The sequence below is a fragment of the Bradyrhizobium sp. MI1.3 genome (assembly GCF_055811695.1).
Genome location: NZ_JBVVPQ010000042.1, coordinates 36,702 through 51,151, shown reverse-complemented (window position 1 = coordinate 51,151; position 14,450 = coordinate 36,702). Strand labels below are relative to the sequence as shown.

The 14,450-nt window shown below is 62.5% G+C and carries 16 protein-coding genes and 1 other RNA gene; 8 read left to right on the top strand and 9 right to left on the bottom strand.

The window, feature by feature from the left end; genetic code table 11:
* Window positions 1-193: 193 nt before the first annotated feature.
* From AC0L3A_RS26580 to AC0L3A_RS26565, 4 genes are all read right to left on the bottom strand, one after another.
* Window positions 194-1,759: a tripartite tricarboxylate transporter permease gene (locus tag AC0L3A_RS26580; RefSeq protein ID WP_007600973.1), complete on the bottom strand. Its 1,566-nt coding sequence runs from the start codon at window positions 1,757-1,759 to the stop codon at window positions 194-196.
* A gap of 7 nt (window positions 1,760-1,766) precedes the next feature.
* Window positions 1,767-2,528: a tripartite tricarboxylate transporter TctB family protein gene (locus AC0L3A_RS26575; RefSeq protein ID WP_007600972.1), complete on the bottom strand. Its 762-nt coding sequence runs from the start codon at window positions 2,526-2,528 to the stop codon at window positions 1,767-1,769.
* A 95-nt stretch (window positions 2,529-2,623) separates the two neighbouring features.
* Complete coding sequence (locus AC0L3A_RS26570) at window positions 2,624-3,154, bottom strand: chromate transporter (protein WP_007600971.1); 531 nt, start codon at window positions 3,152-3,154, stop codon at window positions 2,624-2,626.
* Complete coding sequence (locus AC0L3A_RS26565) at window positions 3,151-3,768, bottom strand: chromate transporter (RefSeq protein WP_007600970.1); 618 nt, start codon at window positions 3,766-3,768, stop codon at window positions 3,151-3,153. Before AC0L3A_RS26565 ends, AC0L3A_RS26570 begins: the two co-directional genes overlap by 4 nt.
* A gap of 84 nt (window positions 3,769-3,852) precedes the next feature.
* On the opposite strand from AC0L3A_RS26565, the gene ssrA reads away from it, so the two are divergent.
* From ssrA to feoB, 7 genes are all read left to right on the top strand, one after another.
* Window positions 3,853-4,218, top strand: a transfer-messenger RNA (tmRNA) gene (ssrA, locus tag AC0L3A_RS26560).
* A gap of 114 nt (window positions 4,219-4,332) precedes the next feature.
* Window positions 4,333-4,848 (top strand): SspB family protein, encoded by a 516-nt coding sequence (locus tag AC0L3A_RS26555; protein ID WP_007600965.1) that lies wholly within the window; start codon window positions 4,333-4,335, stop codon window positions 4,846-4,848.
* 87 nt (window positions 4,849-4,935) lie between these two features.
* Window positions 4,936-6,408: a class II fumarate hydratase gene (gene fumC, locus AC0L3A_RS26550; protein ID WP_035994266.1), complete on the top strand. Its 1,473-nt coding sequence runs from the start codon at window positions 4,936-4,938 to the stop codon at window positions 6,406-6,408.
* A gap of 277 nt (window positions 6,409-6,685) precedes the next feature.
* Window positions 6,686-6,874, top strand: coding sequence for a DUF4169 family protein (locus tag AC0L3A_RS26545; RefSeq protein ID WP_007600963.1), 189 nt, complete (start codon window positions 6,686-6,688; stop codon window positions 6,872-6,874).
* Window positions 6,871-7,125, top strand: a complete 255-nt coding sequence (locus tag AC0L3A_RS26540; protein ID WP_007600962.1) for a ribbon-helix-helix domain-containing protein — start codon at window positions 6,871-6,873, stop codon at window positions 7,123-7,125. The genes AC0L3A_RS26545 and AC0L3A_RS26540 overlap by 4 nt, the downstream gene beginning before the upstream one ends.
* Before the next feature lie 140 nt (window positions 7,126-7,265).
* The gene (locus AC0L3A_RS26535) at window positions 7,266-7,541 is read left to right on the top strand and encodes a FeoA family protein (protein ID WP_007600961.1); all 276 of its coding nucleotides are present in this window, start codon (window positions 7,266-7,268) and stop codon (window positions 7,539-7,541) included.
* A gap of 20 nt (window positions 7,542-7,561) precedes the next feature.
* Window positions 7,562-9,433 carry a ferrous iron transporter B gene (gene feoB / locus AC0L3A_RS26530; RefSeq protein ID WP_007600960.1) on the top strand — a complete coding sequence of 624 codons (1,872 nt, stop codon included), beginning with the start codon at window positions 7,562-7,564 and terminating at the stop codon, window positions 9,431-9,433.
* Window positions 9,434-9,692: 259 nt separating this feature from the next.
* Here the strand turns inward: feoB and AC0L3A_RS26525 are convergent, their stop codons facing one another.
* On the bottom strand, window positions 9,693-10,307 hold the full coding sequence (locus AC0L3A_RS26525; RefSeq protein ID WP_007600959.1) for a TetR/AcrR family transcriptional regulator: 615 nt from the start codon (window positions 10,305-10,307) through the stop codon (window positions 9,693-9,695).
* A 258-nt stretch (window positions 10,308-10,565) separates the two neighbouring features.
* Between AC0L3A_RS26525 and AC0L3A_RS26520 the strand changes: the two genes are divergently transcribed.
* Entirely contained in the window at window positions 10,566-11,555 is a 990-nt protein-coding gene (locus AC0L3A_RS26520; protein WP_007600958.1) for an alpha/beta fold hydrolase, read from the top strand.
* A gap of 94 nt (window positions 11,556-11,649) precedes the next feature.
* On the opposite strand, the gene AC0L3A_RS26515 is transcribed toward AC0L3A_RS26520, so the two are convergent.
* Genes AC0L3A_RS26515 through soxC form a run of 4 tightly spaced genes read right to left on the bottom strand, consistent with a single transcriptional unit; the run spans window position 11,650 to window position 14,335 of the window.
* The gene (locus tag AC0L3A_RS26515; RefSeq protein WP_007600957.1) at window positions 11,650-12,003 is read right to left on the bottom strand and encodes a hypothetical protein; all 354 of its coding nucleotides are present in this window, start codon (window positions 12,001-12,003) and stop codon (window positions 11,650-11,652) included.
* Window positions 12,004-12,047: 44 nt separating this feature from the next.
* A complete protein-coding gene (locus tag AC0L3A_RS26510) occupies window positions 12,048-12,518 on the bottom strand; it encodes a DUF302 domain-containing protein (protein WP_007600956.1) in 471 nt (156 codons plus the stop codon).
* A 10-nt stretch (window positions 12,519-12,528) separates the two neighbouring features.
* Entirely contained in the window at window positions 12,529-13,077 is a 549-nt protein-coding gene (locus tag AC0L3A_RS26505; RefSeq protein WP_007600955.1) for a c-type cytochrome, read from the bottom strand.
* Window positions 13,064-14,335, bottom strand: coding sequence for a sulfite dehydrogenase (gene soxC, locus AC0L3A_RS26500; protein WP_473255449.1), 1,272 nt, complete (start codon window positions 14,333-14,335; stop codon window positions 13,064-13,066). Before soxC ends, AC0L3A_RS26505 begins: the two co-directional genes overlap by 14 nt.
* Window positions 14,336-14,450: the final 115 nt, after the last annotated feature.

The window sequence follows — 14,450 nt, the reverse complement described above, 5'->3', positions numbered from 1 at the left end:
TTAGCGGCCGCCCCCGCGCTGCGACAGCGGCGATTCGCCATCGATACGCATTATACCCGGAAAAGTGAGCGTTCCCGGTGCAAACGACAAGGGGCGGAACTCAGCATTCCGCCCCTCGTCTATCAGATTGATCCTGCTGGCCAACTTGCCGGCTGGGTTCGAGGCACGACGCGCCGATGCAGGCGCGGCGCCCTTAGTTTTCGGATTCCGTGAATACCTCGTCGCGCTTGGCACGCAACGCGGGCAGCACCGTGAGCACCAGGAGGAAAGCGGCGATCGCGAGCAGCACGGCCGACAGCGGACGCGTCAGGAACACGCTCCAGTCGCCGCGCGAGATCAGCAGCGCGCGGCGCAGGTTCTCTTCCATCAGCGGTCCGAGCACCATGCCGAGCAGCAGCGGCGCCGGCTCGAAATCGTGCTTGATCAGCCAGTAGCCGACCAGACCGAACACGCCTGCGAGGATGACGTCGACCGGCGCGTTATTCACCGAGTAGATGCCGATCGCGCAGAAGATCACGATCGAGGGGAACATCAGCCGGTAGGGAACGCGCAACAGCCGCACCCAGATTCCAACCAGCGGCAGGTTGATGATGATCAGCATCAGATTGCCGATCCACATCGAGGCGATCATGCCCCAGACCAGCTCCGGCTGCTTCTGCATCACTTGCGGACCCGGTACGATGCCGTGGATGGTCATCGCGCCCACCATCAGCGCCATCACGGCGTTGGGCGGGATGCCGAGTGTCAGCAGCGGGATGAAAGAGGTCTGCGCCGCGGCATTGTTGGCGCTTTCCGGCGCCGCCACGCCCTCGATCGCACCGCGGCCGAACCGCGACGGGTTCTTGGCGATCTTCTTCTCGAGCGTGTAGGACGCAAAGGATGCGATGACGGCGCCGCCGCCCGGCAGGATGCCGAGGATCGAGCCGAGCACGGTGCCGCGCAGGATCGCAGGTGCCGAGTCGATCAGGTCCTTCCTGGTCGGCATCAGGCCGGTGATCTTCTGCTGCACGAGGTCGCGGTTCATCTCGGCGCCGGCGTCGAGGTTGCGGATGATCTCGGCGAAGCCAAACACGCCCATCGCCACCGTCGCAAAGCCGAGACCATCGGCAAGCTCCGGAATGTTGAACGCCATGCGCGAGGCGCCGGTCTCGATGTCAGAGCCGACCATCGACAGCATCAGGCCGAACACGATCATCGCGATCGCCTTCAGCACCGAGCCCTTGGCCAGCACCACCGCGAAGATCAGCCCCAGCACCATCAGCGAGAAATATTCGGCCGGGCCGAACGCCAGCGCGAGCTTGGTCAGCGGCGCACCGAGAACGGCAATGAGCACGGTCGCGACGCAGCCGGCGAAGAACGAGCCGATCGCCGCGATCGCCAGCGCCGGGCCGGCACGGCCTTGCTTTGCCATCTGATGGCCATCGATGGCGGTGACGACCGACGTCGCCTCACCGGGAATATTGACCAGGATCGAGGTGGTCGAGCCGCCGTACTGGGCGCCGTAATAGATGCCGGCGAGCATGATCAGCGCGCCGACCGGCGGCAATCCGAACGTGATGGGCAGGAGCATCGCCACGGTTGCGACGGTGCCGATACCGGGCAGCACGCCGACCAGCGTGCCGACCAATGCGCCAATCAGGCACATGAGAATGTTGATCGAGATCGGCAGCGACAGACCGTAGAGCCACCAGGGTGACCACCAGGAGATCTGAAACACCACACCGAAACCGAGGCCCAGATTGTGGAAGAGATCGAACATCACACCCTCACTGAACCAGGAAGCGCGGGAACATCGGCATCGGCAGCCCGAGCACGTAGGGGAAAAGCAGCGCGCAGCCGAGCGTCAGGCAGGCGCCGACGATGATCGCTTCGAGCCAGCGCGTTTCATGCGTGCCCATCGCCGCGATCAGGAAGCTTGCGAATGCCGTAACCACCACCCCAAGCGGACGAATCGCCAGCGCGAAGAAGACGATCGAGATCATCACAAAGAGCGGCCCACGCCAGGCATAGTGCGCCATGCCCGGCCCGTCGGTCAGCAGTCCCGTCAACGCGATGCCGGCGCCAAGTGCGACGAGCAGCCCGCCAAACATCCGCGGCGCCGTGCCGGCGCCGAAGGAGAAGCCGCGCATCCCCTGCAAATCGCTGGAGGCCCACAGTGCGAACAAGGCGAGCGCCATCAACACGATCCCGCCGACATAGTCCTGCGCCGACCTGATCGTCATGAAGAACGTGAGAATCGCCACCGCAAAGATCGGATAGGAATAGATCAGCGCCAGCAGCACATCGGAGGACGCCTTCTTGGTGTCACCGCCGACCGCCCCGAGCAACGCGCCGGGCGCACCCGCGAGCAGCGCCGTAGCGTGGCTGGTCACCACGGCAGCCGGGCCGCGTCCGGCGCCCCAGCCAAAGATCGTCCCGAACGACCAGATGAATTCGAAAATCTGCGGCGCTATGGCCAGCAGACAAAAGCTGATCACCACCGAGGTGTTTCGGTTGGCTGTCGCCGAGTGGCCCATCGTATCGGCCATGCATGTCTCCTCCGCGACCCGTAAGCCACGAGCACTGTTGTTCTAATCGGCTGGAAATCGATGCCCCCGCCCGGATCCCTGCCTAGCCATTTTCATTACACAATGCCAGCAAAACCCAACAAGCCCCCGACCAGCAAAATCCATAGTGGATTGATGCGCGAGACGGATGCGACCACTGCAACCGTCGCGGTCAGAAGCAGCGCAGCAAGCGTGCGATCGGTCGACTCGGCGAGGATCAGGGCGCTCGCCGCCATCAAGCCGATCGAGAGCGGAACCAGTGCAGCCTGGATCAGCCCGGGCCAGCGCGATTGGCTCGGCCGATTGAGGAGCCGGCTGACATAATAGGCAAGCAGCGCGGTGGGCAGGCACATGGCCAAGGTCGCCGCCAGGGCGCCGGGGATGCCGGCGACGGCATAGCCGATTAACGTGACGATAAGGACGTTCGGACCTGGTGAGAGCTGCGCGATCGCATAGGCGTCGGCGAACTGCTTGTCGGTCATCCAGTGATGCACCTCGACCGCGATGCGGTGCATCTCGGGCACGGCCGCCGCGGCACCGCCGACCGCGAACAGCGACATCAGACCGAAGGTCGAGATCAGCGCCCAGATCGGGTTCTCCGCGTTCATGCTGCTACCTTCCGCCGCATCAGGAAAATGGCGCCGACGCTGACGGGGATCGCAACCAAAAGCACAGCCTGGAGCGGCAGGCGAAGGACGCCGATGGCGAGGAATACGCCTAGCATCAGGATGAGCGCGACGACGTCCAGCCGCTTGAGCAGCGGCGTCATCATCCGGAAGACCACCGCGATCAAGAGGCCGACGGCCGCACAGGAGATGCCCGCGAGGCTGCGGCGCAGCACGTCCACATCGCCGAACCGGGCGTAGATGATCGCGAGCACCGTCATGATCAGCGTGGGCGGGAGCAACAGCCCTGCAAAGGCGGCAATGCCGCCGGCGATTCCGCGCAGCCGCGCGCCGAACACCATCGACAGATTGACGATGTTGGGCCCGGGCAGGAAATGGCAGAGCGCAAACGTCTCGTTGAACTCGTCCGCCGTCATCCAGCGGTGCTGCTCGACGATGGCCTGCCGGGCGAATACCAAAACCCCTCCGAAACCTGCCAGCGACATCCGGGCGAAGGCGAGGAACAGCGCGAGCAAGCCCGGCGGAACGGCGCTGGTGGCCAGACCGTCCGGCTCTTGAACTGGTTGTTGGGCGGCCGGTGCGGAATCCTCGGACATGTCAGGAGCTTAGAACGCCGGCCGGCGCGCGGCCAAGCCTGGCGGGAACCTATCCAAAGGGAACCCCGGAATGATCGCTCGAAACACCTGTTATTTGAAACGTTTGCCCCCTATATTGGGAGTGCCGGTTCGCCGGCTATGGAAATAAACGGTCGTCGCAATAAACCATTCGGACCCGGGGGCGGTACCCGGCGCCTCCACCAAAGCCCACCAGCGGGCTAGCCCTGAGGCGGGCTTTGGCGGGGGCGAAATAGGATCGACGAGGGCGTAAAGGGCGTTCTTTTTCCCGGTATTGTTCCGCCGTTATCGGGCTATGCAATAGTTGCCAACGACAACTTTGCTCCGGTTGCTCAGGCTGCGTAACGCAGTTTGAAAGACCATTCTGAAGTCCTAACGGGTTAAGCTCCGTTAGGCGGGGTTCGGAGGCACCTGGCAACAGAAGCCTCCACTTACCTCTTATTTCCTACCCCGCGGGGACTCCTGCTGACCCGTCAGGCGCGGTACTATTGCGGCTTGGCGAGTCGGGCCGGCAGGGCCCAGCTCCTGGAATGCAACAGGACCACCATGGCGACCGATCATATCCGATACGATGTGCTGGCCCGCGACGCGCTGCGCGGCGTGTTGCGCAAGGTGCTGACCGACGCCGCGTCCCAGGGACTGCCCGGCGAGCACCATTTCTTCATCACCTTCGTGTCGAAGGCCGAGGGCGTGAAGCTGTCGTCGCGGCTGCTGGCGCAATATCCGGAAGAGATGACGATCATCCTGCAGCACCAGTTCTGGGATCTGACCGTGCTCGAGGACCGCTTCGAGGTCGGCCTGTCCTTTGGCGGCATTCCGGAGCGGCTGATCGTGCCGTTCAGCGCCATCAAGAGCTTCCTTGATCCGTCCGTGAAATTCGGCCTCCAGTTCGAGACTTCCGATGTCGCCGACGTCTCGGCCGAGACATTGCCGGCCGCTCCCGCCCCGTCCGCGGTCGCGGTGCCCCCTGCCACTGAACCTGCGGAAGGCACGGAAGAGCCGGCGGCCCCGAACCAGGGCGGCGCCGAAGTCGTGCGATTGGATCGTTTCCGCAAGAAATGATCTAGATCGGACTGGCGCCCGTCGCAGGCGGCCAAACTCCCTATATAGAGGCGCATGAAGAGGCCGCGCGGCATTTCGCGCGGCGGAATGGATGTGCTCATGGCCAAAACTTCCTCCTCGAAGACTTCCCTCTCGAAGACTTCCCGTTCGAAGACCGATCGCGCCTCGCGCCCGGCGACCCGAACCGAGACCGACAGCTTCGGCCCCATCGAGGTCCTCGCCGATCGCTATTGGGGGGCGCAGACCGAACGCTCGCGCCAGAATTTCCGGATCGGCACCGATCGCATGCCGATCTCGCTCGTGCATGCGCTCGGCATCGTCAAGCTCGCCGCGGCGCAGTCCAACCAGGAGCTCGGCCTGCTCGACCAGCGCCGCGCCAACGCCGTTATCCGCGCCGCGCGCGAGGTGATCGAGGGCAAGCTGGACGATCATTTTCCGCTGGTGGTGTGGCAGACCGGCTCGGGCACCCAGAGCAACATGAATCTCAACGAGGTCATCGCCAACCGCGCCAATGAGATGCTCGGCGGCGAGCTCGGCACCAAGAAGCCGGTGCATCCCAACGATCACGTCAACATGAGCCAGTCGTCGAACGACTCGTTCCCGACCGCGATGCATATCGCGGCGGCAAGCCGCATCACCGCCGATCTCGTCCCTGCCCTCGGCGAATTGCTGCGCGCGCTGCGCAAGAAGGAGAAGGAGTTCGCAAAGATCGTCAAGATCGGCCGCACCCACACCCAGGACGCGACGCCGCTGACGCTCGGCCAGGAATTTTCCGGCTATGCCGCGCAGGTCGAAAGCGGCATCGCCCGGCTCAAGGTCGCCGTGAAGGAGCTCTATCCGCTGGCGCAAGGCGGTACCGCCGTCGGCACCGGGCTCAATTCGAAGCCGCGCTTTGCAAAACTGTTCGCAAAGCACGTTGCCGGGATTACCAAGCTGCCCTTCACCAGCGCCCCCAACAAATTCGAGGCGCTGGCCTCGAACGACGCCTATGTGCTGGCGCACGGCGCCATCAATTCGGTCGCGACAGGCCTGTTCAAGATCGCGAACGACATCCGCCTGCTCGGATCGGGTCCGCGTTCGGGCCTCGGCGAACTGATGCTGCCGGAGAACGAGCCGGGCTCCTCGATCATGCCGGGCAAGGTCAATCCGACGCAGTGCGAGGCGATGACCATGGTGTGCTGCCAGGTGTTCGGCAATCACACCGCGATCACGGTCGCCGGCAGCCAGGGCCATTTCGAGCTCAACGTCTACAAGCCTGTGCTGGCCTACAACATGCTGCACTCGATCCGGCTGATGGCGGACGCCGCGCGCTCCTTCACCGAGCATTGCGTCAGCGGCATCCGCGCGGACGAGAAGCGGATCAAGGAACTGATGCAGCGCTCGCTGATGCTGGTGACGGCGCTCGCCCCCAAGATCGGCTACGACAACGCAGCCAAGGTGGCCAAGACGGCGCATGCCAACGGCACCACGCTGAAGGAAGAGGCGCTGCGGCTCGGCTTCGTCTCGGCGGAGGAGTTCGACCGCCTGGTGCGCCCCGAGAAGATGACCAGCCCGGGATAAATTCCGAATTCCGATAGCCATCCGTAATGATACGGAGCCCCAAGCTCCATTAAATGTAGGGCTTAAAGGACGGGATTTGATTACCGTCAATGTCGCGGCGGGATTGCGTGTTACGCAGCCCCTCCGTCCCCAACGGGGCGGAATTCATCGTTTGATGGCCCAAGGGTCGATTGACGAGGACAAGCGAATGGCGATCAAGTCTCATTGGGCGCAGTGCGGCGCACAGTTTCTGAATGTTTCATCCTGCCCACGGAGGATCGGATGATGGAGACGCGACATGGCGAACGTCATCAACCTGAATCGTTTCCGGAAGCGCGCCGAGCGGGAAGCCACGGCGAAGCAGGCGGACGCCAACCGAACGAAGTTCGGCCGCACGAAGGCGGAGCGGTCGGCGGAGGAGACGCGCGCGGACCAGGCGAAGGCGCACCTGGACCAGCACCGGATCGATCGCGAGGAGCAGCCATGAAGTCGCCCGTCGTGAAACGGTCGATCGTCGTCGCCGGCCACAAGACCAGCGTCAGCCTGGAAGAGGCGTTCTGGAACGGCATGAAGGAGATCTCGGGCCTGCGCAACATGACGCTGTCCGAGTTGGTCGGCGAGATCGACGGCAACCGCCAGCAGGGCAATCTGTCCTCGGCGATCCGCCTGTTCGTGCTCGACTACTTCAAGAGCCGCGCCATGGCCGCCATCCAGGCGGAAAAAGTCCCGGCCCAGTAGCCGTCTTGGCGCCGAGCTTGGTGCCCGATCTTGGCGCCAATCGCCTCCGTCACGAAGCTGATACTTTAAAATCACTCTAAGGTGCAGTTTCAGCGACCGAGCGCGCTTGACCTCGATGCCCTGCGTTGAAAATACAGGGCATGACCGACATCCATGATACACGTCCGCAGATGCCGCTGGGCCTGGCCCAGCGCGGCTATACCGGCGTCATCCAGCACCTTTCCCCGAAGGACGCAGGTTCGGCGCTCTCGGACATCGAGCTCGAGAGCCGGCTGATCGAGCTCGGCTTCGTCGAGGGCGCCCGGGTCGAGGTCCTGCACGAGGGGCTGGTCGGGCGCGACCCGATCGCCGTGCGGGTCGACAGCATCACCATCGCGGTCCGCCGTCGCGAAGCCATGGCCATCATCGTCGCCTGAAGCGACCGGACCCTAATTCCATGGAATTGCCCCTACTTCATCTCGCCCTGGTCGGCACGCCAAACAGCGGCAAGACCTCGCTGTTCAATGCGCTGACCGGCAGCCGGCAGAAGGTCGCGAACTATCCCGGCGTCACCGTCGAACGCAAGGAAGGCTTCTTCGTCACGCCCATGGGACGCCAGGTCTCCGTGGTCGACCTGCCCGGCACCTATTCGCTGCGCGGCCGCAGCCCGGACGAGGAGATCACCCGCGACTTCGTGCTCGGCAAAGCCACCGGCGAGATCGTGCCCGACCTGGTGCTGTGCGTGGCCGATTCCACCAATCTGCGCCTGACCATTCGGCTGCTGCTGGAGCTCAAGCGCACCGGCCGGCCGATGATCCTCGTGCTCAACATGTTCGACATCGCGACCCGCCGCGGCATCACTGTCGACGTCGAGCGGCTCGCCAAGGAGCTCGGCGTGCCCGTGGTCACCTCGATCGCGGTGCGCAAGGGCGGCACCGCCGACCTGCTGTCGCTGACCGACGAGATTTCGGCAAAGCTCGCGGCCGAGCCGGGAGAGAACAATTGGCGGGCGCTCAGCGTGGCCGATTTGCGCGCCACCCAGCGCGAAGCCGACCGCATCATCGCAGACTGCGTCAGCCTGCCCAGCAGGCCCGACACCTGGACCGCGCGGATCGACGCGATCGTGCTGCATCCCGTCGGCGGGCTGATCGTGCTCGCGGCTATCCTGTTCGTGATGTTCCAGGCGGTGTTCGCCTGGGCGCAGCCGCTGATGGAGCTGCTCAATTCGGGCTTCGACTCCCTCGGCGAGTTCGTGCATGCGACCCTGCCCGCCGGCCTGCTGCAGAGCTTCCTTCAGAACGGCGTGATATCAGGCGTCGGCAGCGTCATCGTGTTCCTGCCGCAGATCATCATCATCTTCCTGTTCATCCTGCTGCTGGAAGATTTCGGCTACATGGCGCGCGCCGCGTTCCTGATGGACCGCATCATGGGCGGCGCCGGCCTGCACGGCCGCGCCTTCATTCCGCTGCTGTCGAGCTTTGCCTGCGCCATTCCCGGCATCATGGCGACGCGCGTGATCGACAACAAGCGCGACCGGCTGACCACCATCCTGATCGCGCCGCTGATGACCTGCTCGGCGCGCATTCCCGTCTACACGCTGATCATCTCCGCCTTCATTCCGGCCAGAGACGTCTGGGGCTTCATCAACCTCCAGGGCCTCGTGATGTTCGGCCTCTACGCTGCCGGCATCATCAGCGCGCTTGCCGTCTCGTTCCTGATCAAGTTCTTCATGCTGCGCGACTATGCGCCGGCGCCGTTCATGCTGGAGCTGCCGGACTACAAAATGCCGCGGCTGAAATCGATCGCGATCGGCGTCTACACGCGGGCCAAGATGTTCCTGCACCGTGCCGGCACCACGATCTTCTCGATGATGGTGCTGATCTGGTTCCTGGCCTCGTTCCCGCAGCCGCCCGCGGGCGCAACCGAACCGGCGATCGACTTCAGCCTGGCCGCGATCATCGGCAAAGCGCTCGAGCCGCTGCTCGCGCCGGTCGGCTTCAACTGGCAGATCGCGGTCGCGCTGATCCCGGGCATGGCGGCGCGCGAGGTCGCGGTCGCAGCACTCGGCACCGTCTATGCGATCGAAGGCGGCAAGGAAGCGGCCGAGCAGATCGGCCAGGTGCTGGCGACGAAATGGTCGCTCGCGACCGCGCTATCGATGCTGGCCTGGTACATCTTCGCCCCGCAATGCGCATCCACGCTGGCCGTGATCCGGCGCGAGACCGGAAGCTGGACCTGGATGGCCGTGACCTTCTTCTACATGCTGGTGCTGGCCTATGCCGCGAGCCTTCTGACCTACAATGTCGCGGTCGCGTTCGGGGCGGGATAGCCCCTCCCGAAAATAAAAAGCGCGAAAACAACCCCATGCACAGTAGACCGACGCTGTGAGATCAATGGGTTACGCGTGTGTGAAAATCGTCAGGCCGCAGCCGGATAGAGCCCGCACAATCCGCGCGACCGGCTGTTCGGCGGTTGCACCGTCGGGCAAAACAGGCGCATGATGGTATCGTCGGAGAATTGGCGCGACGTTCCGTGGCGGCAAGATAGGCCGGCATAGTGCGCAGCGGCAAGGAAGTCCGCCGTTGCAGCTACCGTCCGCTCCGCCGAGAGCTGACCGCGGGTCGCCCCTCGGGGGCCGCCCACCCCTGAACACTCACATCCGCCAGCGCGTCGAATATAGCCGCTGTCCGTTCCAGGCGGGCGATCGTACGTGCGCCTTCGACGGCAGCGACCAACGCGGAAGCGGTCGAAGAAGCGCGCGCGGAAGTGAAACCGCACCCCCTGAAATGCTCCACAACGATCTCGGTTGAATCAGCAAATCCGCGCGCGACTCGCTTGGTCAGATCAGCGTCGAGTGCAGGAAGCTCGTTCGCCAGATTTTGCATGAGACATCCATACTGGAAATCAGAGGCGACCATTTCGGCCGCGAACGCGCCGAAAATCTGACGAACGAAACTCAGGGCATCACCGGTCGTATTCGCCGAGATAGCCCGCAACACAGCAATTCTACTCGCAACGTAGCGATCGATTGCTTCTTCTGCGAGCTGTGCCTTACCGCGCGGAAAATGAAAATAGAACGATCCTTTGGGCGAGCCGCTTTCTTCGATGATCTGGTTCAATCCCGTCGCAGTGTAGCCTTGGATGCGAAACAGTCGCTCGGCAGTGGCAATCGCGCGAGCGCGGGCGTCAGTCTTACGGGGCATCCTTCAACGTAACATGCCTGGCTTGACACCGCTATGGTGATCGCCATACTATGGCGATCACCATAGTAAATGTGCCCGTTGTACCACCGCTCTCAAATCGACCTCCAGAAGTTGCATGCGAGGGCACGACACTCTCCCGGATTGCTGCGCAGGAAATACTCATGAGTTCGAGCCACTTCAGTTTCGGCAACTGCTCCAGCGAACGGGATCACTGAGATGGCCTCTAGATCCTGCGTGATGATGCTTTTAGGAGCTGCCATGTTCACTGCGATGTCCACTCGCGTCGTTTCCGGAGAGACGTCAGGCGATGCCATCTGGCACAATAAAATCCCTGCCGCTTTGAGTGAGCCTGCCGCTGATATCGATAAGGATCCGAACCTTCAGCACAGATATGCGGAGAATGCGGGAACGAAAATCCACTACGTCACCATGGGATCCAATCAAAAACCGCTGATGGTGTTTGTGCACGGATTTCCCGACTTTTGGTATTCCTGGCGAAATCAGCTCCAGGAATTTTCAGCAAATTATCAGGTGGTCGCCCTTGATCTGCGCGGTTACGATTTGAGCGATCGGCCAGAAGGTGTCGAGAACTATAAGTTTCCGGTTCTCCTTGATGACATCCGCGCCGTGATCGATGCAGAGGCAAACGGGCGCAAGGCCATCCTGATTGGGCACGACTGGGGCGCCGCTTTATCGTGGCTATTCACCGGGCAAAATCCGGATCTGATCGAAAGACTTGTCGTCCTCAGCGTGCCTCATCCAGGCGCCATCACGAGGGAGTTGCTCCCTTGGAACCACCCTATCGCGCAGGCCAAGGCCAGCGCCTACGCCACACGGTTCTTCGCTCGAGGCAAAGGCGACAATCTGACTGCGCAGGATTTGGCATACTGGGTCGTCGATCCCCAAGTTAGGAGTCGATACATCGAGGCTTTCGCGAAATCCTCCATCACGTCCATGATGAATTATTACAAAGCCAACTACGCGTTTTCTCAGCTTGCGCTCAATCTTTTCGATCCAACCATGAAGAAGCTCACCGGTGCCGCGATCAAATGCCCGGTCTTGCATGTGCACGGAATCGAGGAGAGCCACGCTTTGCTAAGCACTATTGATTTGGAAAAGTCATGGATTGAAAATCCCGACAATCTCACGGTCAAAATCGTACCTGGCGTTGGCCACTTCATTCAGCATGAAGTGCCGGACTACCTTAATCAGACGATTGCCTCCTGGTTGAAAGATTCAGGAAGCTGAGCCCGGTCTTGCGAGGCTAAGCGCCGAGGGGCTTCGTGAAGATCACCTGGCCGGCCTCCTCGTCGCATTGCATCTCGATGCCGAGCTATCCGGCTCAGCGTACTCGCTCAGTGCGTTCGCTCGGTGTACTGGGGCCCGAACTGACGTCTTCTTCGTTCGAATCGCTCTCCGGCTCCTGGATCAGCACGGCCGGTTCGTCGTAACCCTTGCGGCTGCTGTAGAACACCAGCGCCATCAAGCCGATGCCGACGACCAGCGAAAACACGACACCGAGCACCAGTGCGACATAACCCGACGCTGGCACCTCCGTCGTCGTGCTGAACCAGCCAAGATAGCCGAGCGCGCCGGCACCGACGAGGAAGGCGCATAACACCGCTATGACCAGCCATCTGGCGATCTTGCCGTCTCCGGGAGCGGGTGATTCCGGTTGCCCGTCTGTGCTGTTCATGGATCTCTCCTCATGGCGATGCGTCGCGCGGCCATCCCGTCACGCTAGGGTGCGGTGACCTTGGTCGCGATCGCGTGCAGGGCCGCCGTCATGGCGACAATTGCAGCCTTGGCCGGCTCGCCGATGCCGTGACGCCCGGCGATATACGCCGGATCGTTGTAGGACAACCAGGTCGCGCCTTGCTCGTCCTGCCAGACCAGCGCCTTCAGCGGCAGATCGATGCCGCTGGTCTGCGACTGCTGCATCAATGGCGTACCACCCCTGGCGTTCCCGAAGATGATGAGATTGGTCGGGCGCAACGGCAGGCCGGCAGCGGCGGCGCCCGCGGCGTGATCGACATGGGCGAATATTGTGAGGCCCTTGGCCGTCACTTCCGCTTCCAGCCGCTTCATCGTCTCTTCAGGCCCGAAACTGCTCCTGATCGTGATGAGTCCGTCGACGGCCATTGCTTGGGTCTCCCATAAACATGTCGCAGCAACCAGGACGAGGATCTTGAGCAGCGCCGAAACCCTCATGATCACACGCTCATTTCTTGCGGAATAGTTTTGCCGGATCGAATTGCGGATCCGGAATGAAGCCGTCGCGGTTGGGCATCTTGATCTTCGGCAAGCTGTCCTTGTCGACCTTGCCGTCGGGAGGAACGATGCCGTTCAGACTCAGGATGTAGGCGGTGACGGCATAGGTGTCGTCGGTGCTGAGCGAACCCGGTGTGGGATATGGCATCGCGCGGTGAATGTAGTCGTACAAGGTCGTCGCATAAGGCCAGAAGCTGCCGACGGTCTTGACAGGCGCGCTGGAGGCGAGTGTGCCCTGCCCACCGGCCAGACGATCCTTGATCCCGCCCTGGCCATTGTCGCCATGACAGGCCGCGCAATTGTCGGCGAAGACCTGCTTACCTTGCGCAACCGTGCCGCTGCCCACAGGCAGACCCTTGCCATCGGGTGCGACGTCGATGTCCCATAGCTTGATCTCCTCCGGAGTCGCGGGACGGCCGAAATCGAATGCAAATGCGGGCGCCGCGAGCAGGCCGAGCGTGAGAGCCGCTGCGACAAGCCGATTGTTATGCGAGGACATTGCGGACCCTCCCGGCCTCGTCGATGCTCCAGGTCTGCTGCGCATTGTAGTGGAACAGCGCATTGCTCCCCGTCGCGGCGATGAAGGATTGCCGGTCCGGCTGAACGTTGCCTTGCTCATCGGTCGAGCGACTCACGATCCTTGTCGGCTTGCCGTCCCAGACCCAGTCCATCTGGCATCGAACCTGCGCCTTCGACAGCACCGGCTGATTCAGCTGCGCCTGTTTCCAGATTTTCGCGCCGTCGGTCGATATCTCGACCTTGGCGATCTTGCCATGGCCGCTCCAGGCGAGACCGGAGATTATGTTGTAGCCGGGCTGGATCTGCATCGTGCCCGAGGGCTGCGTGATGACGGAGTTGGTTTCCATCCTCAGCTGAAACTGGCGGGCCGTGCCGTTGGCCAGCAGCTGCGTGTAGCGCGCCGTTTCCCAGCGGGTCATCCAGGGCTCAGTGCCGAACTTGAGACGGCGCAGCCATTTGATGTTGAGATTGCCCTCGAAGCCCGGCATCACCAGCCGCATTGGAAATCCATGCGCGGGGCGCAGTGGTTCGCCGTTCTGACCGTAGGCGATAAAGGCCTCGTTCACGATTTCGTCGGTCAGCGGAATGCTGCGGTCGACGCCCGCGCCATCGCCTCCCTCGGCGAGCATCCAGTTCGAGTTCTTCTCCTTGCCCGAGAGACCAATCAGGAACTTCAGCGGAACGCCGGTCCACTCATTGGTGCTGACGAGGCCGTGCGTGTTCTGCACCGTCAGATCAGGGTCCGCCTTCTTCCAGTTTTCCCATCCGTTTCCAGTGCATTCGATGAAGACCACGCGCGTAACCGACGGCATCCGCTTGAGATCGTCGACGCTGAACACCAGCGGCTTCCGAACCAGGCCATGGATGAGCAGACGGTGCTGCGCGGGATCGATGTCCGGCACCCCGGAATGGCTGCGCTCGTAATGCAGATCGGTTGGCGTGATGTTGCCCACCAGCTTCTGATGCGGCGTCTTGGAATTGATGGCATCACTGGGGTCGATGTTGCGCTTGCCAGGTCCCGCCTCGGGAATGCGATCGATCTTGACGAAGCGCGATCGTTCGCTGTGCGCACCGAGATCGGCGCCGGGCCCGCGATCAGGGATTTCGGCCAGCGTTTGCGCCACCGCCGCTTCGGTCGCAACCGCGCCCAGAACGCCCGCCGACAGGCCTCCCACAAAACCACGACGCGAGACGCTCGCGGGCCGTGACGGTGATTCGATTTGCGTTTTGGACGTCATGCAATCTCCGTCGACCTTCGTGCTGATTTGGAAATTCCACCGCTTTTCCATGGGAACATTGACCGAATGCCGCCGAAATTGCCCGTTAGGATGTGTTAGAAATCATGATGGGTGG